The organism is Vibrio sp. QJM3NY_15 (genome assembly GCF_057785995.1).
On record NZ_CM173517.1, the window covers coordinates 3,321,960 to 3,342,053 of the forward strand.

Here is a 20,094-nt window from a genome sequence, read left to right on the forward strand (position 1 = left end):
GCCGCACAGCTCTTCTGTACGGCTCATCCAGTGTACTCATTGATAAGTATTTTGCTAGTGGGTTAGCTAACTTTTGTCCGCTTTATGCTGAAACTAGAACGACATCTAGTAATTGCGCAATGTTGTCTGCGACATAGTCAGGGTTTGATGCTGAAATCGGCTCACCGTGGTTGTAGCCGTAAGTCAGACCAAACGAGTGGCAGCCTGCATTCTTAGCGGCTTTGATATCGTTGCTTGAATCACCAACCATTAGCATCTCTTCAGCCTTCACATTGTGCTTTTCTAGCAACCAGTTCAGCGCCACTGGGTTCGGCTTTTTCTCTGGGAAAGAGTCGCCGCCCAACACATCAACAAAGTACTTATCGATACCGTGCTGCGCCAGAACGTCTGGTACAAATTTCGATGGTTTGTTGGTTACCAGCGCCATGGTGAAGCCCGCTTTGTCCAACTCAGCAAGCGTTTCTTTTACTGATGGATAAAGGTGGCTTAGCTTATGGCCGCCCTGCTCGTAGAAATCATCAAACAGGATGCGCGCTTTCTTCAGTAGCTCTGGCTCTAGGCTTGGGTCAACCATCAGGTTGCGGCTCAATGAACGTCCGATAAGAACATCAGCACCATTACCTACATAGTCGCGAACTTGTTCTTCGCTTACTGAAGAAAACCCTAGTTCCTGACAAGCTTGGTCAGCGGCGACAGCTAAATCAGGCACGCTATCTAATAAGGTTCCATCCAAATCAAAGGCGATCAGTTTTATTGAGCTTAATGACATCTTACTTTCCTATTTATAATTTTCGCCTTATGAGTTGAGCTATAAGACGTAAAAAAGGGGCCAATGAGCCCCTTAATCTAAATTTTTTGATTTTAGGTCAACAGACCCTAGTTCTACTTTTATGCGTTAACTTTTGCAAGCTCTGCACGCATCTCATCAATCACTTCTTTGTAATCTGGTTGATTGAAGATCGCTGAACCGGCAACGAACATATCTGCGCCCGCTTCTGCAATTTCACGGATGTTATCAACCTTCACGCCGCCATCAATCTCAAGGCGGATATCACGGCCAGATTCGTCAATTAGTTTACGAACAGCGCGCAGCTTATCAAGAGTATGAGGAATGAAAGATTGACCGCCAAAGCCAGGGTTCACTGACATCAGTAGAATCATGTCGACTTTGTCTAGGATGTAATCAAGGCAAGAAAGTGGCGTTGCTGGATTCAATACTACACCTGCTTTACAGCCGTGTTCTTTGATTAGCTGTAGAGTACGATCAACGTGCTCAGACGCTTCAACGTGGAAGGTAATCATTGATGCGCCGGCTTTAGCAAACTCAGGCACAATGCTATCCACAGGCTTAACCATTAGGTGAACATCGATAGGCGCTGTAATACCGTAGTCGCGTAGCGCTTTACAGATAGGAGCGCCAAAAGTCAGGTTCGGTACGTAGTGGTTGTCCATCACATCGAAGTGCACAACATCAGCACCTGCTGCGAGTACTTTCTCTACGTCTTCACCAAGACGAGCAAAATCTGCAGACAAAATCGATGGAGCGATTAGAAAATCTTTCATACCAAACCTCTTAAGAGTGAGTAAATTGCGAATATCACCGCCTTGTGACCTCTCGTACACAAATACAAGACTCGATCCCAAGACTATTTGGTGTGCAATTCTACCTAAGCACCTAAGCAGATCCTAGCAGTTCGAAAGATTAGTTTATGAAAGTCCCCGTGGGTCACTCAATTTGATGAGTTCGGGGGTTATTCTGACTACTATAACTCTGTTGAAGCGTGTTGCTGGTTTTTCTCTTTATGAAAAAGCGCCAGTAACTCATCGACTTTATTGCGCCCTGCGCCATTACGGCTAATGGTGCGCTTAACCTTGACCACGTTCAGCTCCGCACCATGGTATAAACGGCGCGTTAAAGTGGTGTCATGGTTTGAAATCAAGACTGGGATGCCTCGTTCCATTGCCGCTCTTTCTGCAACATCAGCCAAAGCCGCTTGATCATCTAAGCTGAAGCCATTACCCGCGTAAGAGGTAAAGTTAGCAGTGCTGGACAATGGCGCATAAGGAGGATCACAATAAACCACACAGCCTTTACGGGCGCGGCTAAAGGTCTCACTGTAGCCTTCACAAACAAACGTCGCTTTTTTTGCTTTCTCAGAGAAAAACTCAAGCTCAGCTTCTGGGAAGTAAGGTTTTTTGTATGAACCAAACGGAACGTTAAAACCACCTTTCTTATTGTATCGACATAAGCCATTGAAGCCAAATCGGTTCATATACAAGAAAGCAAGCGAGCGATACATGACATTGTCGGTACCATTGAACTCAGCTCGAATATCTAAAAAGACTTCTTTGCGATTATTCTCAGGACAGAACCAGCGCTTCGCTTCAGAGATGTAAGTTTCAGGGTCAGTTTTAAGAAGGTTGTACAAGTTGATAAGATCGGGATTGATATCCGCAAGCAGGTACTGTTCAAAATCAGTATTCAAAAACACTGAGCCTGCACCGACAAAAGGTTCTACCAATTTTCGAGCAGGTGGCAGGTGACGTTGGATGTCTTCAACTAGGCCATATTTACCACCAGCCCATTTTAGAAAGGCACGCTGCTTTTTCATTTACTGCTCTATCTATCAACTCAAAAATAAGGCTGCGGAATGTAACATATTTTGAGGCTAAGCTCAGGGTTATTTCGCACGTTCTATCTCTCGATGTACTTGATTCATCGATTTTGCCCAAGGTTCCAACTGTTGAAGTGGTTTTGATAAAGCACTTACCGCGTCTCGCGCCACTTGAATCGTTGGGTAATCTTGATAAGTGATGATAAACCACTTGGTATCGTTACGAAGTGTTGGGTAAATACGAACCTTGTCCTCGACTCCATATTCTTCAATAAAAGACTGAACATCTTCTAATGACGTCATCGCACTCAACTGTAAGGTATACGCGCGTGGCGAGATAGCTTGTAACTCTTCACGAGCAAATGAGAAGGTGATCTTTTTCGTCGGCGGTGTTGATTCAATTAGGTCTGCATCTTCATCAACCGAAGCTTGTGACTCGTTTTTCGCCGCATCAGGTTGCGAGTTAACCTCAGCACCTGTGTTTTCTTCAACGGCAGCATCAATCGCACTGGTATCGGCACTTTTCGGCTTGTCATCCAATAGCGCATCAACCACATCAGAAGTAATCACCACACGTTGCTGCTCTTGTTTCACCTCGCCAACACTGGCTGTGCCTTCCACCACAACCGGTGGTAAAGATGAGCTGTCATCGTCAGCACCTTGGTAACTCATGTCAGTGTCGGTTTCAGAATCAACCGAACCGTCGATTCCAGTTTGCTCTGTGCCATTTTCTACTTCAACCGTCGGGATAGCAGTCTGTTCTATCGGTGCAATAAGAGATTGCGCTTTATCATCAGGGGTTGGCTGACTGAACATCCACCAGTAACCGCCGCCGATAACAACCAACAACAACGCCACCACAATCGCGATATTGATAGGTGAACCAATAATTGAGCGAATAATAATCCTTTTTTCCACTTTCAATTCTCCTAAGGCCATTAACTCACCGGGCAAAGGTTGCGCTTTATTAAACGCACGTCGCACGCGAGCTTCAGACTCATCATCAACATATCGAATCACCAGTGATTCAAAGAAATGTTCAGCTTCGGGTTGGGATAGATTATCGATTTCTAGATCGATAGGCTTGTGTTGTTGACCGTAGCTCAGACGTGTTAACAGCGGGTCTAAATGGCCAGGTTCCGAGAAGAGAACGATATTGATCGTCCATTGAGGATTAGATTGAGCCTCAAGTACCAGCATCCACAGTTCGGATACTAGGAGTTCTGAGAGTCGGTGGGCATCATCGATAACGATAACCACATGACACGAATCTCCATCCAGTAACCGTGCAAGGCTATCTGATAAAGAGTCATGTTGATTAAAGAGTGGATCAGAAACGATCTGACTAAGAATAAGAGTTCGGTGTTGCTGATCATCTTGGCTTGGGTGACAAAGCAGTAAGCACTGATTCTTTTCTGTCGACCACGCCTCTAGATAACGCTGAGCTAACCATGAACGGCCAGAGCCAGTTTTACCAGCGACCGTGACGAGGTTTGAGCCAAAGTTAGTCAAAAGCTGTAAGCGTTCTAATAGCTCAACTTGAGATTCTAACTCTAATACTCTTAATTCATGAGCCAAACTCATTGGGGATCCCTACTGATAAGATCGATCAGTAAAACGCTTCAGTTGCCTAGGGGTTAACTAGGCAACATCACAACCAAATTTAAAGAGTACGGCAGAAATCAATCGCTTGTTTAATGATGTCTTGAGGCACATCAGCGACCACTTCAGCAGTACCAATACTTGTTGGTAATACCAAACGTAACTGACCAGACAGCACTTTTTTATCGCGCATCATGTGCTTCATAAAGTCTTCAAAAGACATGCTTTCTGGCGTATGGATTGGCAGTTTCGCATTCTTGAGTATAGAAATAATTCGCTCAAGCTGCTGCTGAGAGATCAGTCCCTGTAATTGAGCCGTTTTGGCTGCCATTACAGTACCTGAAGACACAGCTTCACCATGTAGCCAATTACCATAGCCTAGTTCTGCTTCAATCGCATGACCAAATGTATGACCTAGGTTCAATAACGCTCTGATTCCTGACTCTTTTTCATCAATAGCAACCACTTCAGCCTTAATTGCACAACAACGAGCAATTGCGGTGATCAGTGCTTGTTCATCAAGTTGATAAAGTTTCTCTAGATTCAGTTCCAACCAATCAAAGAAGGTTTCATCATAGATGATGCCGTATTTGATGACCTCAGCAATACCCGCTGCAAACTCACGCTCAGGAAGCGTTGATAAACAGTTTGTATCGATGATGACAGATTTTGGTTGATAGAAAGCGCCGATCATATTCTTGCCAAGGGGATGGTTCACTGCGGTTTTACCACCTACAGAGGAATCCACTTGAGAAAGAAGTGTCGTCGGGATCTGAATGAAATCAATACCGCGTTGGTAACAAGAGGCAGCAAAACCGACCAAATCACCGATAACACCACCACCTAAAGCAATCACCACCACATCGCGGCTGTAATTTCCTTCAAGCATGTAGCTCATCACTGAGTTGAACGTTTCAAGTGTTTTGTACTGCTCACCGTCTGGCAACTCTAAAAGAGAAGTTTGACAGCCTACTTGATCCAATAGCGATAAAATTTTATCGGCATAAAGAGGCGCTACTGTCACATTACTGATAACAACAACTTTCTGTTTGCCTGATAAAAAAGAAAGGTACGCCGGGTCTTCAAATAACCCGGCGCCAATAGAGATAGGGTAGCTACGCTCAGCTAGATTGACCGTAATCCGTTCCATGGGTTTGCTCTCCGAAAAAATGAACTTAACGTTCTTCTAGCATTTTTACGATCTGGTTGGCTACCACTTTTGCACTTTGGTCGTCAGTACGAACTGTGTAGTCCGCCACTTCGTCGTATAGTGCGTTGCGAGATACAGCTAGATCTTCTAGCACATCACGCGGGTTGTCTGTTTGAAGTAGAGGGCGTTTCTTGTCGCGGTTAGTGCGAGCAAGTTGCTTTTCAATTGTTGTCTCTAGGTATACAACAATGCCTCGTGCAGATAGACGGTTACGGTTCTCTTTGCTCAGTACTGAACCACCACCTGTCGCAAGAACAATACCTTGTTCTTCTGTCAGATCGTTGATTACAGATTCTTCGCGCTTACGGAAACCATCTTCGCCCTCAACATCAAAAACCCATGCGATGTCTGCGCCAGTGCGCTCTTCGATCACAGTGTCAGAGTCTAAAAACTCCATATGAAGTTGGGAAGCTAGGTGTCTACCAATTGTACTTTTGCCGGCGCCCATTGGGCCAACAAGAAAAATATTGCGTTTCTCAGCCATGTTTTTAGCAGTAATTTACAACGTTAATTCAATGACATCGCCACAAGGTAGGTCAGTACAAGTACTGAAATTAAAAGGCCCGTGGCACCGATTCCTCACAGATAATTCGTGATAAGACCCGAAATTATCAAGGTTAGGTGCCACTAATGCAACTTTATTTTTAATCTAATTGTTCATTACTGAATCACAACTTTAGGTGTAACAAAAATAAGTAGTTCACTTTTACCCACATTTTCATAGCTGCGACGGAATAATGCCCCCAAAACTGGCAGGTCTCCCAACAACGGAACTTTGTCGACTGTGCTGCTAACACTGTGTTGAAATATTCCACCAAGAACAACCGTTTCACCATTATTAACAAGCACTTGCGTGCCGATTCTTTGGGTGTCGATTGCCACAGCCTCGCCAGTTCCTGTTTTCACAACCTGACCCGGTCTGTCTTGAGTCACACTCAAATCTAATACCAGACGATTATCAGGGGTTATCTGTGGTGTGACCTTAAGACTTAAGACCGCTTTTTTAAATGCGACGGAAGTTGCACCACTGGAAGAGGATTCTAAATAAGGGATTTCAGTACCTTGCTCAATGTAAGCGGGCTTTTTATTGGTGGTGATTAAGCGTGGGCTAGAAATAATCTCAGCTTTAGACTCTTGTTGTAGTGCCGATAATTCAAGATCAAGCAAGGTATCGGAACCCAGCTTAGCCACCTGAAACGCAATGCTTGATGCATTAGGCGATGTCGCCCCTAGATTAACGTTGAGGTAATCGTCAATCGCACTATCTCCACCATTATCGTCATACGGTGCAATTTGCGATGGATGGTTCCCTTCTATTGAGCCGCCGATTTTAAAGCTTCCGTTGGTCGAAGAAACGCCCCAACGCACTCCTAGTTCATCAAGATTACCCTCAGTAACAGTGACAATACGTGCTTCTATCTGAACTTGCTTCACGGGAATGTCTAGCGATTCAATGATGCCTCGTATCACCGCAATGTTTTCTTCCAATTCACGAATGAGCAGTGAGTTGGTTCTCTCATCAATGGTAATTGAACCACGATCAGACAGCATACTCACCGCTCCTTCTCCACCAATCATATCGGCGATGTCGGTCGCTTTAGCAAAGTTAATCTTGATGATTTCCGATTTAAGCTCGCCCAACTCTTCTTCCAAACGAGATTTTTCTAAGGCTTGCTGCTCTCGAAGGTCAAGCTCAGCTTTCGGCGCAACCAAGATGACATTGCCATCAACACGCTTATCCAAGCCTTTAACTTGCAAGATAATGTCGAGAACTTGCTGCCAAGGTACGCCATCTAACCGTAAAGTGAGGTTACCTGAAACCGAGTCAGACACCACTAAGTTAAAATCGTTGTAATCGGCAATGAGCTGAAGAACATTACGAACTGGAATGTCTTGGAAGTTAATTGAGATGAGTTTGCCCTCTTTCTCCAACACACTCTTCTCAGCGGCACTCTCTTTAACTAGCGGCTTACTCACGATGACCTCAATAAAGCGACCTTTTAGGTTGTACTCGTATTGATAATCATCGGCGATCGTGGCTAACAGTCGGGTACTCGGCGTTTCTCTAAAGACCTCAACCCCTTCAACTAAGGTGGCAAAGTCTTTTACATCCAACAAGTAAAGCTTGTCGTCATCCACCTTAGTATTAAGCAGTTCAATGCTCAGCCCTTCTTGAACTCTTTGAACATCGACCACCGCAGTGCTGGTTGCCAATTCAATAATAATGACCGCATCTTTGTTCTTGTTGACCCTGAAATCGATGTTGTCCAAATTATTGGGTGATGTCTCTGCGTGACTCATCACGCTAAAAAACAACATCATAGACAGCACTGCACCCTGTAGCCCTTTGTTCATTGTCTCGCTTATTCCTTTAATCATAGTTACATCTCATATCCACATCGTGTGGCATTGGTTTACTTCAGAGCCAGCCTAACGTTGCGCTTATGCCAACAACCTAAGCCATCTGGAAGAGTTTCATTAATCTGAACGTACTGGCTCGTCACCTTAGTCACTCGGCCATTGTTGAGGCCGATAAACTGGCCCTTCTTCACATTCACCACATTGCCCCTTGGCGTTTGCACTAAACCAAACACACTGGAGCCGCTGCCCATCACGCCTCTTAAACGCAGCTTACTCAGCGGATACTTCTCTAGCTTGCCATTACGAGAGCGTGCGCTTGGTTGCCAACAGTCTTTCTTAACCAAAGGTTGGTTTTGTACGATGGCTTCTTTAGGAAGCTCAAAGGGAGGGCGAAATGCTCTTCGCTGATAGTTAGCGGCTACAAATTCCGCTGCTGGGACAAGTTGCTCGACCTCTTTTTTTGCTTTGGCTTCAACTTGCACCACAAAATCTTCTAACGAATCTTGATTGGCTTTACAGCCCGTCAGCGCAAGCAGTAACAAGGTTGAACACAACGCTCTATTGAGTTTCATCGTCTACCTCCTGTTTAAACTGGTAGGTATAAGCGCGAACTCGGAAATGCAACGTGCTGCTTTCTTGACTGACTCGCTGCCAATTCACATCATCGAAACTAATAATGCGTGGCAGCTTTGCGATGGCCGCAGAGAAGTCACCAATCTCATGGTAGTCACCCGTCAGCTCGATATTGAGCGGTAAGCGATAAAGAAACTCTTTGTTCTGCTTTTGTCCCCAATCAATTCGAGTAAAGGTCAGCGCATTATCCAAGCCAAGTTCATTGACGGAAGCCAACATACTGGCGAGCTCTTTTTGCACGGGTAATTGCTCTAACAGATAATCGTAACGGCTAGTCAGCTCATCCAGCTGGCTCTGAAGCTTCGGTAGTGCTGCGACCTTATTGGCTTTAATCCTTAAAGTGGCTTTCAAGGTCTGCTCTTGCTGCTTCAATTGTTGCAGTTCATCCTCCATTGGCATGATGTAGAGCCAAACGCCAACGCCCTGAATCAATATCATCAGCAATAGGACCACCGCCAATTGAGGAAGCAGCGGCCATTCAGTGATCTCATCGACATCAAGGTCTTGCAAACTGACCATATTTTGAAAACTAGCCATGGTTCGCCCCCTTCTCTTTTATCTTCGCGGTTGTGTTGTCTAAAGAATCAGGGCTAAACACAAAAGAGACCTTGAAGGTCTGGAACTCCTTATTGAAGCGCTTACGGTTATGAACAATAGAATGCATCTCGACACTTTTAAGTGACTCAGAGCGCTCCAAGTTATCCAACATAGTCGCAAGACGAGCGGTACTGTCGCTGATGCCCGACATTTCAATTTCCTGACCATTCATCTTTATCTTGTCGACATAGACGCCCTCAGGAATCAGCTCTGGCATCAAGTTCATAAAGTCAGTGGTCTTATTGCGACCAAGCTGTAAGGACTCCACAACGTCGAGCCGAGTCAGGATCGCTTTATGTTCTTGCTCCGCGACTTTCAGTGATTGGATTTGTCGGTCGAGCTGGGCAATGTATTGCTTTAGGTAAGTAAGACGTGCTTGCTGCTTGTCTTGCTGAGCATGGAAATAGTTGCCCACCGCCCATTGCCCTGCAAGCGCGATGATGACACCAAGAATGACCAGATGAACAAAGCGCTTTTTGTGCTGAGCGCGAATCTCATCACGCCAAGGCAACAGGTTAATTTGATGCAACATGCTTTCCTCCTTGCCATTTAAGCCCGCTCATCGCCATACCCGCAGCAATTCCAAAGTGTTGCCAGTCCATCGGCAGTCGGTATCTCTTGGCGACCTTATTCTCAAAAAGAGATAAAGGGTTCAGCGACTCACAGCTCAGCTGAAAGTGACGCTCAAGCTCTTCGGTGACCATGGGAATGCTGACACCCTCACCCATCAACCAGATCCCTGAGATCGGTTGAAGCGTATTGACCGAGGAATAGAGCTGCAACTGACGCTTAAGCTTTTCAATCAAGTTAACAATGAACTTATGTGTCTCCTCTGCGGTGCCGAATACGCTCTCGATATCATCAGGGGTGTCAGTGCTACGGAGATCTTGGGTACCAAAAGCAATATCTTTGTAAAACGGGGCTGAACCTTGTGGAATGATGCCTAATGATGTTTGGTCGACACCCACATCCACCAGCAACCAATTACCCTTTTCTGGATACATGCGCGAAGCCAACTGCCAGATATTGAGTAACCCATGCGCCTGCGTATCCACCACTACAGGTTTAAAACCTGCCTTGGTTAAAGCATCCGCTCGACTCTCTACGACTTCTTTACGAGTGGCGTACACCTGATAACTGCTTGTCGATCCTTTACCAAATCGTTTGTCTTCCAGCTTTACAAAATCTAAACTCAGCTCCTCGATAGGAAAGGGAGACTGGTGAGCAAAGGTTTGATAGATCGAAAACTCTTTTTCTCTGTCTTCTAACTCACTCTCTATTTGCAGTACTTTGCTGATCACTGTGTTATCAGGTACCGAAATGGCGACGTTGCGACAGCCAAAAGGCAGTTCTTTCCTAAGTTCTTTAAGTTTCTTAACAGTTTTCTGATACTCCAGAGTATGGTTAGCTGTAAAAATGTCGTCCGAAATCGGCAGCTCTTTGTATCCCACTAGGGCATACAACTCCCCCACGGGTTTTAGTACCACGGCTTTGATGCTGTGATGATTTATATCTATACCTGTAATTAATGATGAACCCATGTGACCTAGCTCCTGAAGTGCCAAGCATTTCGTTGATTATCTAGGGGTTGTGATTATTAGTTAAATAAGCGTTAATAAACGAAAGCTAAGTTTTTAGCCTAGAGTACAAGGGTTTGCTGCTTATCAGCCTTAACTAATCAGGGATTATCCGGTGAAGTTCATAAAGCGATTATTCATATTTACATTGATTTGCATGATTCTTGGAGTCAGTACAATTTTCGGGTTTTATTATTACGTAAAACCAGAGTTACCTGATGTTGCCACTTTGCGTGACGTAGAACTCCAAACGCCAATGCAAGTCTTCAGTCAAGACGGTAAGTTGATCTCTCAATTTGGTGAAAAACGTCGCAACCCAGTGACTTATGACGAGATACCTCGCCACCTTGTTGAAGCCCTGATTGCTACCGAAGACAGTCGTTTCTACGAGCACCCAGGTATTGACCCAATTGGTATTACTCGTGCTGCGATCGTAGTTGCGATGTCAGGATCCGCAAAACAAGGTGCGAGTACCATTACTCAGCAGCTTGCGCGTAACTTCTTCTTATCTAATGAGAAAAAGGTTATGCGTAAGATCAAAGAGATCTTCATTGCGATCCACATTGAGCAATTGCTTAGCAAAGAAGAGATCATGGAGCTTTACGTCAACAAGATCTTCCTAGGCCACCGTTCATATGGCTTTGGCGCTGCTGCACGCGTTTACTTTGGTAAAGACCTCCCTGAACTTACTCTTAGTGAAATCGCTACGCTTGCTGGTATGCCAAAAGCACCATCAACCATGAACCCTATCTACTCTCTTGAGCGCGCGACAAACCGTCGTAACGTAGTATTACGCCGCATGTTAGACGAGCAATACATCACTCAAGAAGAATACGACCAAGCTCGCAATGAAACTCTGGTATCAAAATACCACGGTGCAGAGATTGAACTCAGCGCACCATATGTTGCTGAAGTCGCACGTGCTTGGATGGTAGAACGCTACGGTGAAGCTGCTTATACATCAGGCATGAAGGTCTACACGACCGTCGATTCAAAACTACAAAAAGCCGCTAACCAAGCCGCGATTAAAAACCTACTTGGCTACGATGAACGTCACGGCTACCGTGGTGCTGAAAAAGTATTGTGGCAAACTGAGCAATCAGCTTGGGATCATGAACAAATCGTTAAGCACCTTAAGTCTCAACCAACCTATGGTGACCTTGTCCCTGCCGTTGTGACGGACGTTGATGCGAAAAGCGCACAGATTTGGGTTAAGAACCAAGGCAAGGGCTCTATCGAATGGCAAGGCATGAACTGGGCACGTAAGTTCTTAACGGATAATCGTCAAGGCCCTGCCCCATCTCAAGCAAAAGAGATTCTTGCGGTCGGTGAACAGATCTGGGTTCGCCATGAAGCAATAACAGGAGACGAAGTCTCTGAAGAACCATCAGAAGAAGCAACGACTGAAACTGAAACACCGATTGTATGGCGACTAAGCCAAGTACCAAATGCGAACACCGCTTTTGTTGCAATGAACCCGAACAACGGTGCAGTACTGTCGATGGTGGGTGGCTTTAACTTTGTTCACAACAAATTCAACCGTGCGACGCAATCTATTCGTCAGGTGGGATCTGGTATCAAACCATTTATCTACTCAGCGGCGATTGATAAAGGCCTAACGTTGGCATCACTGATCAACGATGCGCCTATCAACCAATGGGATAAGAGCCAAGGTACAGCATGGCGACCAAAGAACTCACCACCGACTTACGTAGGTCCAACTCGTTTGCGTATTGGCTTAGCTCAATCTAAAAACGTAATGGCAGTACGTGTATTGCGTGAAGTAGGCCTAGATAATACTCGTAACTACCTAACTCGATTTGGTTTTGATATTGACGAAGTTCCTCGCTCTGAAACCATTGCTCTGGGTGCGGGTAGCTTAACGCCAATGAAAGTTGCACAAGGTTACTCAGTATTCGCTAATGGCGGCTACTACGTTGAACCTTTCTACATCAGCCGCATTGAAACACCCTATGGTGAGACTGAATTTGAAGCGACACCGAAAGTGGTGTGTAAAGACGATTGCCAACAACCAATGACCGCAGACCCAATGGCGGATGAATTTGCAGAGCAAGACGTTGATGCCAAAGTACAATACGCACCTCAAGTTATCTCTGAACAGAACGCATTCCTTGTTCGTGAAATGATGTACAGCAACATCTGGGGTGGCGGTGATTGGAGCGCAGGTACTGGTTGGAACGGTACAGGTTGGCGTGCACAACCGTTGAAGCGTCGTGACATTGGCGGCAAAACCGGTACCACCAACGATTCGAAAGATACTTGGTACAGCGGTTACGGCCCTGGCATGGTTGCAACGGTATGGGTTGGTTTTGATAACCACAACCGCAACCTAGGTCGAACCAAAGCGAATTCTAACCTTGGCAAGAGCCAGATTACTGGTGCAGAAGCTGGCGCAAAAACAGCAGAACCTGCATGGGTTGATTTCATGGGCACAGCGTTAGCGGGTGTTCCTGCGCAGCGTAAAGAAATTCCGGAGAACATCGTTCGTGTTCGTATCGACCGTGAAACCGGCTTACTGACTAACAAGTTCGATAGCTCATCAATGTTCGAGTATTTCGAGAAAGGCACTGAGCCAACCGAGTACATTACTGAACGTTTCAACGATGACATCTACTCAACGTCATCAGGCGAAGCAGTAGAAGAACTGTTCTAGTTAGGGTCTATTGAACCTAGTAAGATGAACCAACAAAAAAGGGTTGATATGAATTCATATCAACCCTTTTTTTATATCTAGAATCTTATCTATCTACAATTTAAATTAAACGGCTAAACAGCTTTATCTAATTGAGTTCGGATAGCCTCAGCCAATTGCTCAAAGCGCCCCTTTAGCGGAGAACCCGGTCGGTAAGCCACGACAATTCTACGTGAGGGTGTTGGATTCACCGCAGGTACGTAACACACTCCATCTTTCTGCTTTTCTTTTGGTACCGATAGCTGAGGTAGCAAAGTAATACCTGCTCCAGCCGCTACCATATTACGCAGCGTTTCTAAGCTGGTCGCTTTAAAACGTTCATCATCTTTTGCTCCCGCAGCAAAACAGAAGCCCAAGGCTTGGTCTCGTAAGCAGTGACCATCACCTAGCGCAAGTACAGTTTGTCCATTTAATTGCAGCATATCGACAGTGTCCTGCTGAGCCCACTCATGACCACACGGTACAGCAACACTTAATGGCTCGTCATAGACATCAATCTCTTTGAACGCTGCCGTTTCATCAACCGCAGCCAGCACCAAGCAATCAAGCTTGCCATCTTCTAGTTGGCTCACTAACTGATGGGTCTGTGCTTCGTGCAGGTAAAGCTCAAGATCTGGGAAACTCTCTTTTAGATGAGGAATAATCTTTGGCAAAATGTACGGGCCAACGGTAGGGATAAAACCAATGTGCATTGGTCCCGTCATCGCTTCACCGTGTCCGCTCGCCATATCTTTAAACGTCTTTACCTCGTTGAGAATACGCTTGGCTTGTTCAACAAGTTGTAAACCTGATTCTGTAAATATTACCTTCCTTGGGCTACGCTCGGTTAACTGAAGTCCAATTTCATCTTCCAGTTTGCGTATTTGACCGCTCAATGTCGGCTGACTTACAAAGCACGCTTCTGCTGCTTTTCGAAAATGTTTGTGCTCAGCGAGCGCCACCAAGTATTCAAAGTCACGAATGTTCATGATCAGTCTCTTACCTCAGGTTTTAATAAGAACAAGGTTTTTAATAGAAACATTTAAAAGAAAAATGCTCTTGATAGAATTTACCTATCAAAACCATAACATCAAACGATTAGAGCTATCAAAGGATTTATCTAATAATGGGCTCAACGAAACGAAACAGAGCAAAGAAAAACGTTAAGCTCTGATAGAACAAAATTAAAATACTATTTAAGGAAATCAATATGTTTGCATCTAAAGAAGGTCAATCAATCCCTCAAGTAACATTCCCAACTCGCCAAGGCGATGCATGGGTTAACGTAACGACGGAAGAGCTATTCAAAGACAAGACAGTTATCGTATTCAGCCTACCAGGTGCGTTTACACCAACATGTTCTTCAAGCCACCTACCTCGTTACAACGAACTGCACTCAGTGTTCAAAGAAAACGGCGTTGATGACATCCTTTGTGTTTCTGTAAACGACACGTTCGTAATGAACGCGTGGAAAGCAGACCAAGAAGCTGAAAAAATCACATTCATCCCAGATGGCAACGGTGATTTCACAGACGGCATGGGTATGCTAGTTGAGAAAAACGACATCGGCTTTGGCAAACGTTCATGGCGCTACAGCATGCTGGTTAAAAACGGCGTGGTAGAAAAAATGTTCATCGAAGAAGACGTACCAGGCGACCCGTTCAAGGTTTCTGATGCTGATACTATGCTTAACTACCTTGCTCCTGAGCACAAAGAGCAAGAGTCAATCACAGTATTCACTAAGCCAGGCTGTCCTTTCTGTATGAAAGCGAAACAAAACCTAATCGACAAAGGCCTAAACTACGAAGAAGTGGTTCTAGGTAAAGACGCAACGACAGTAAGCTTACGTGCAATCTCTGGTCGCACTACCGTTCCTCAAGTCTTCATCGGTGGTAAGCACATCGGTGGTAGCGAAGAACTAGAAGCTTTCCTAGGTTAATCACTTAGTCGCTAATAAACGCCTAGCAATTAAATAACCTAAGTAATACCAGCTAACCCACCCTCTTGTGGGTTAGCTATTCCAAACCACTCTTATCTGAGCTTTGGAAAAAGAGACAGCTTCTGACTCGCTAACTTTTAACTAACCTATAGTTAATTAAAAGAAGAGTTAGCAACAAGAAGCAGTTAGTAACAAAAAGCTGAATCACAAGCGAAACCTAATAAAACAGAATCACAAAACAGACCCGCAATCCTGACTCTTAAAAAATCACCAGAGTTGGAGGGGTTCGTTCACACTAAATTTAGCCATTGCGAGAAAATTATTATGAAACAAGTCAATGTAGATGTAGCAGTTATCGGGGGCGGTACGGCAGGTCTAGGTTCTTACCGCGCTGCAAAAGCACACACTGACAGTGTCGCGATGATTGAAGGCGGCCCTTACGGTACAACCTGTGCTCGTGTTGGTTGTATGCCATCTAAACTGCTTATTGCAGCTGCAGAAAGCGTACATCACATCGAGAAAGCTCCGGCTTTTGGCGTTCACCCACAAGGTGATATCGTGATTAACGGCCGTGAAGTGATGGACCGAGTGAAGTTTGAACGTGACCGTTTTGTTGGTTTTGTTTTAGAAGGCGTTGATGAAATCCCAGAGCAAGACAAGATCTCTGGCTACGCAAAGTTTTTAGACGACAACACGCTACAAATAGATGACCACACGGTTGTGACCGCTAAGCGTATTGTTATCGCAACAGGTTCTCGCCCTGCATACCCTGCAGTTTGGAATGAACTTGGTGACCGTCTAATCATTAATGATGACGTATTCAACTGGGATGATTTACCAGAATCGGTTGCGGTATTTGGCCCGGGCGTTATTGGCCTAGAGCTTGGTCAATCACTACACCGCTTGGGTGTGAAAACAAAACTGTTCGGTTTAGGTGGTCAAGTAGGCCCAGTAACCGACCCAGAAATCATGGCTTACGCAGACAAAGCCTTCAATGAAGAGTTCTACCTTGATGCCGACGTAAAAATCGAAAGCATGAAGCGTATTACCACTGAATCAGGTGAGGCGCGCGTCGAAATCCAGTTCATAAATAAGCAAGGTGAACTAGAAACTAACGTCGTTGAATACGTACTGGCAGCAACAGGCCGTCGTCCAAACACCGACAAGCTTGGCCTAGAGAATACCTCTCTAGAACTTGATGAACGTGGTGTTCCTATCGCCGACCACTACACGCTACAAACATCGCTACCATCAGTATTTATTGCCGGTGACGCAAGTAACCAACTGCCTCTACTGCATGAAGCAGCAGACCAAGCACGTATTGCGGGTGATAATGCAGGTCGCTTCCCTGAGATTCGCGCAGGCTTACGCCGCTCTAAAATCTCTGCGGTATTCTCTGACCCACAAATCGCGATGGTTGGTGAAACATACAAAGAGATCATAACTCGCTTAGGCACATGTGGTTGTTTCGCAACGGGTGAAGTGTCTTTCGAGAACCAAGGTCGTTCACGAGTGATGCTACGCAACAAAGGTATTCTGCACGTTTACGGCGAGCAAGGTACAGGCCGCTTCCTTGGTGCTGAGATGATGGGACCAAACGCAGAACATTTGGCCCACTTACTCGCATGGGCACACCAGAAAAAGATGACGGTTTCTGAAATGCTGGATATGCCTTTCTACCACCCAGTGATTGAAGAAGGTGTGCGAACAGCACTACGTGACCTCAATGCGAAACTGCACCTAGGTCCAGAGATGGTGAAACACTGTCTAGATTGCGGCCCTGGTTGTTAATCTCAGGCCATAGAGACCGGTAGCCGTTTGATCTGTTAACAAAGACTAGATACTAAAAAGGAAAGCCATTGGCTTTCCTTTTTGTTTTGGCTTCGAGCATCATCATTCCAGAACTGAGGAACGAAGTATCTGGAATCTCTTAAACCGTTACTTATCGCTAAATACGAGAGAATTACTTCTCAGCAGCAATCACAGAGATCTCAACCAGTAGCGCTTCACGAGCCATGTCGCCAGTCACACATGCGCGAGCTGGAGCGTGACCTTCAGGTACCCATGCATCCCATACTGCGTTCATTTCTTGGAAGTCTTTCATGTCTTTCAAGTAAATCGTTGCTGACAGCATGTGCTCTTTGTCGCTGCCTGCTTGTTCAAGTAGCGCTTCTACTTTATCTAGCATTGTCTGTGTCTGTTCTGTGATGTCTTTGGTTGCATCCGCACACACTTGGCCACATAGGTAGATAGTACCGTTGTGTTTAACAATACGGCTCATGCGTTGCTTCGTTTCTTGGCGCTCAATCATCGATCTTCTCTCTCTATGTCACCGTGATCCAATATCTTGTGACGTGGTATTATCAAGGCAACAAGCATAACGCGAATTAAGCCTAAGATGACATGTGTTCATTGCAATAAAAATGAAAAAATCTTCAACAAACTCGGTCGCTGCCAACGTTGCATGAACCAACTAATGGTGTTGTCGCTAGTAAGTTGGGGAGCATGGTGGTTATTTTTCAGAGAAGACCCGAAAACCATCAATGCTATCGCCTTGATGATGGCCGCGTTGGCATTCAGTAGTTTGCTGTCACTGCATTGGATAATGAAATTTGTGGTGCTGCCTTTAAGGAAGAAGAAGCATTAGCAGAGAGGCTTTGTTAGATAAACGATAATGGTTAGACAAACGATAATGGTTAGACAAACGATAATGGCTAGATGTTCGATTCAATGACCCGATAGTGCTTCGATTTAACGACCTATCCTCATTTCCCAAACAACAGATAGAAAAAAGCCCCAGAACCAATCGATTCTAGGGCTTTCTTAGAAAATTCTAAGAAAAAGCAGTGGTACTTTAATAGACCGGGCTTTTCTTAATTTGTTCCCAAAAAAGATCAGATTTTTGATCTTTTTTTTAGGGACTATAAAATCAATGCCTTATGCAACATTCACCTTAGCGATAATCTGTTCGACCAAGTTCACTTCCAACGCCACTTCATCACATGCATGTTGACGAGGACACTGGTCGCAATCTTTCAGTACCTTCTCAGGTAGCAAAGATTTCGATGTTGGTAAGAAATCATGCTTCATGAAGAACTCAGGAGTACGAGTCAGCACAAACACCTTCTTAATGGCCATTTGTCGTGCTTTCTCAACCAAGTGCTGCACAATCGCGGTACCTTGCCCTTGACCTTGCCAGCCAGCTTCAACACCTAACGAACGGATTTCCGCTAAACCAGAGTCATACACATAAAGTGATGCACAACCCGTTACCTCGCCATGATGTTCAGCGACCGCAAACGAGCCAATATCACGCACTAGCTCATTACGAGAACGAGGTAGGTTTTCACCGAGGTTAGCCCAGTAGGCCACCATGCCTTCCAATGATTCGATATCGGTCAAACGAGCCGGACGAACTTTAACAATGGAAGTATCACGCTGTGATAAACGCTTCTCGGCTTGGTCAACTGCGTAAGCGACTTGCTTAGGTGATACACCACCCAGCGCGCTACGCTTCTCAAGACACGATTCAATAGTCAAGATGTCATACACATCATCTTCAATCACCTCAGAGAACTCTTTCATCTCTGCGATGGTTAATTCTTCTAATGCACAGCCTTTAGCAATCGCAGCAACTACCGTTACACCAACAATATGGTGAGCTTCACGGAAAGGAATACCTTTCGCTACTAGGTAATCAGCCAATTCTGTTGAGTTTGCATAACCTTGCTTCGCCGCTTCAAGTGTACGTTCACCGTTCACTTTAATGCCGTCAAAACAAAGAGCAGCCATTTCCATACAATCATTCCAAGTGTCTAAAGCGTCAAACAGACCTTCTTTATCTTCTTGCATATCTTTGTTGTAAGCCAAAGGCAGAGCTTTCACTGTCATCATCATTGCGGCTAATGAACCGTATACACGGCCAGTTTTGCCACGGATAAGTTCTAGCGCATCCGGGTTTTTCTTTTGTGGCATCAGAGATGAACCTGACGTCACGGTATCAGCTAACTCAATGAAGTTTGATTCACCTGAGTTGTAGAAAATCATATCTTCTGCAAGACGTGAAAGGTGAAGCATTGAGATAGAAGCAATCGACATCAGCTCCATCACATGGTCACGGTCGGAAACTGAATCTAGAGAGTTACGCGTTGCACGACGGAAACCTAAGTTGTGAGCTAACTCTTCACGGTCCATCGGGTAAGCGGTTCCTGCAAGGGCACCAGAACCCAGCGGACATGTATCTAGACGCTTAATCGCATCATTCAAACGAGAATAATCACGCTCAAGCATTTCAACGTAAGCCAAGCACCAGTGAGCAAAAGTTACCGGCTGAGCACGTTGAAGGTGAGTATAACCAGGAAGCACGGTTTCTTGATGCTGAGAAGCAACGTTCACCATTTGGCTTTGCAGGCGATCAAGCGCTAGCAGCAGTTGATTACCTTGCTGACGACACCAAAGTTTAAGGTCAGTCGCTACTTGGTCATTACGAGAACGGCCAGTGTGAAGTTTTTTGCCCAAATCACCGACTTTACCGATAAGTTGTTGCTCAACCCAGCTGTGAATATCTTCCGCATCAGAACGTAAGATCTGTTCAGGATCTTCCATCACTTCGAGTTTTAGCTCGTTCAGTGCAAGCTCTAGTCTTTGCTGCTCTTCTTCTGTTAGAACATTGACCGACTGTAGAGCCTTTGACCAGGCAATAGAGCCCACAATGTCTTGCTCAGCCAATCGGTAATCAAAACGAAGAGAATCGTTAAAATCTTTGAACCGCGTGTCTGCTGCTTGGGTAAATCTACCGCCCCATAATGCCATTGTGTATCTCCTAATTGCACAGTGCTCACTGTTTTTTGCAAATGATAATTCTGATT

General features: G+C 45.1%; 19 protein-coding genes. 5 read left to right on the forward strand and 14 right to left on the reverse strand.

Annotated features, from left to right (window positions below; genetic code table 11):
- Positions 1-82 precede the first annotated feature (82 nt).
- The 11 genes from AC3CKG_RS14990 to pilM all read right to left on the reverse strand — a co-directional run bounded on the left by AC3CKG_RS14990 (position 83) and on the right by pilM (position 10,559).
- On the reverse strand, positions 83-769 hold the full coding sequence (locus AC3CKG_RS14990) for a phosphoglycolate phosphatase (protein ID WP_488528526.1): 687 nt from the start codon (positions 767-769) through the stop codon (positions 83-85).
- 119 nt (positions 770-888) lie between these two features.
- Entirely contained in the window at positions 889-1,563 is a 675-nt protein-coding gene (gene rpe, locus AC3CKG_RS14995; RefSeq protein WP_029222055.1) for a ribulose-phosphate 3-epimerase, read from the reverse strand.
- Between the two features lie 200 nt (positions 1,564-1,763).
- Complete coding sequence (locus AC3CKG_RS15000) at positions 1,764-2,612, reverse strand: Dam family site-specific DNA-(adenine-N6)-methyltransferase (RefSeq protein WP_017104652.1); 849 nt, start codon at positions 2,610-2,612, stop codon at positions 1,764-1,766.
- A gap of 69 nt (positions 2,613-2,681) precedes the next feature.
- The gene (locus AC3CKG_RS15005; RefSeq protein ID WP_488528527.1) at positions 2,682-4,199 is read right to left on the reverse strand and encodes an AAA family ATPase; all 1,518 of its coding nucleotides are present in this window, start codon (positions 4,197-4,199) and stop codon (positions 2,682-2,684) included.
- Positions 4,200-4,278: 79 nt separating this feature from the next.
- Positions 4,279-5,367: a 3-dehydroquinate synthase gene (gene aroB / locus AC3CKG_RS15010; protein ID WP_017104650.1), complete on the reverse strand. Its 1,089-nt coding sequence runs from the start codon at positions 5,365-5,367 to the stop codon at positions 4,279-4,281.
- A 25-nt stretch (positions 5,368-5,392) separates the two neighbouring features.
- Positions 5,393-5,911, reverse strand: a complete 519-nt coding sequence (gene aroK / locus AC3CKG_RS15015; RefSeq protein ID WP_004729664.1) for a shikimate kinase AroK — start codon at positions 5,909-5,911, stop codon at positions 5,393-5,395.
- A gap of 176 nt (positions 5,912-6,087) precedes the next feature.
- Positions 6,088-7,782: a type IV pilus secretin PilQ gene (locus AC3CKG_RS15020; RefSeq protein ID WP_488528528.1), complete on the reverse strand. Its 1,695-nt coding sequence runs from the start codon at positions 7,780-7,782 to the stop codon at positions 6,088-6,090.
- A 59-nt stretch (positions 7,783-7,841) separates the two neighbouring features.
- Complete coding sequence (locus AC3CKG_RS15025) at positions 7,842-8,360, reverse strand: pilus assembly protein PilP (protein WP_488528529.1); 519 nt, start codon at positions 8,358-8,360, stop codon at positions 7,842-7,844.
- Positions 8,347-8,958, reverse strand: coding sequence for a type IV pilus inner membrane component PilO (locus AC3CKG_RS15030; protein ID WP_488528530.1), 612 nt, complete (start codon positions 8,956-8,958; stop codon positions 8,347-8,349). The genes AC3CKG_RS15025 and AC3CKG_RS15030 overlap by 14 nt, the downstream gene beginning before the upstream one ends.
- The gene (locus tag AC3CKG_RS15035) at positions 8,951-9,550 is read right to left on the reverse strand and encodes a PilN domain-containing protein (protein ID WP_102311506.1); all 600 of its coding nucleotides are present in this window, start codon (positions 9,548-9,550) and stop codon (positions 8,951-8,953) included. The genes AC3CKG_RS15030 and AC3CKG_RS15035 overlap by 8 nt, the downstream gene beginning before the upstream one ends.
- A complete protein-coding gene (gene pilM, locus AC3CKG_RS15040) occupies positions 9,534-10,559 on the reverse strand; it encodes a type IV pilus assembly protein PilM (protein ID WP_488528531.1) in 1,026 nt (341 codons plus the stop codon). Before pilM ends, AC3CKG_RS15035 begins: the two co-directional genes overlap by 17 nt.
- Positions 10,560-10,710: 151 nt before the next feature.
- Here pilM and AC3CKG_RS15045 point away from each other — a divergent pair, with 151 nt between their 5' ends.
- A complete protein-coding gene (locus AC3CKG_RS15045; protein WP_488528532.1) occupies positions 10,711-13,269 on the forward strand; it encodes a penicillin-binding protein 1A in 2,559 nt (852 codons plus the stop codon).
- Between the two features lie 113 nt (positions 13,270-13,382).
- On the opposite strand, the gene oxyR is transcribed toward AC3CKG_RS15045, so the two are convergent.
- Complete coding sequence (gene oxyR / locus AC3CKG_RS15050) at positions 13,383-14,276, reverse strand: DNA-binding transcriptional regulator OxyR (protein WP_017108572.1); 894 nt, start codon at positions 14,274-14,276, stop codon at positions 13,383-13,385.
- Between oxyR and AC3CKG_RS15055 the strand changes: the two genes are divergently transcribed.
- The 3 genes from AC3CKG_RS15055 to AC3CKG_RS15065 all read left to right on the forward strand — a co-directional run bounded on the left by AC3CKG_RS15055 (position 14,275) and on the right by AC3CKG_RS15065 (position 17,017).
- A complete protein-coding gene (locus tag AC3CKG_RS15055) occupies positions 14,275-14,454 on the forward strand; it encodes a hypothetical protein (RefSeq protein ID WP_017086012.1) in 180 nt (59 codons plus the stop codon). The two genes, oxyR and AC3CKG_RS15055, sit on opposite strands and share 2 nt — an antisense overlap.
- Positions 14,455-14,497: 43 nt before the next feature.
- Complete coding sequence (locus tag AC3CKG_RS15060) at positions 14,498-15,226, forward strand: glutathione peroxidase (RefSeq protein ID WP_017073712.1); 729 nt, start codon at positions 14,498-14,500, stop codon at positions 15,224-15,226.
- Positions 15,227-15,550: 324 nt separating this feature from the next.
- Positions 15,551-17,017 carry a dihydrolipoyl dehydrogenase gene (locus AC3CKG_RS15065; protein ID WP_488528533.1) on the forward strand — a complete coding sequence of 489 codons (1,467 nt, stop codon included), beginning with the start codon at positions 15,551-15,553 and terminating at the stop codon, positions 17,015-17,017.
- 172 nt (positions 17,018-17,189) lie between these two features.
- Here the strand turns inward: AC3CKG_RS15065 and AC3CKG_RS15070 are convergent, their stop codons facing one another.
- The gene (locus AC3CKG_RS15070; RefSeq protein WP_004729674.1) at positions 17,190-17,537 is read right to left on the reverse strand and encodes a RidA family protein; all 348 of its coding nucleotides are present in this window, start codon (positions 17,535-17,537) and stop codon (positions 17,190-17,192) included.
- 87 nt (positions 17,538-17,624) lie between these two features.
- Between AC3CKG_RS15070 and AC3CKG_RS15075 the strand changes: the two genes are divergently transcribed.
- Positions 17,625-17,873: a DUF3624 domain-containing protein gene (locus AC3CKG_RS15075; protein WP_488528534.1), complete on the forward strand. Its 249-nt coding sequence runs from the start codon at positions 17,625-17,627 to the stop codon at positions 17,871-17,873.
- A 290-nt stretch (positions 17,874-18,163) separates the two neighbouring features.
- Here the strand turns inward: AC3CKG_RS15075 and argH are convergent, their stop codons facing one another.
- Entirely contained in the window at positions 18,164-20,038 is a 1,875-nt protein-coding gene (gene argH / locus AC3CKG_RS15080) for an argininosuccinate lyase (protein WP_017086009.1), read from the reverse strand.
- Positions 20,039-20,094 lie beyond the last annotated feature (56 nt).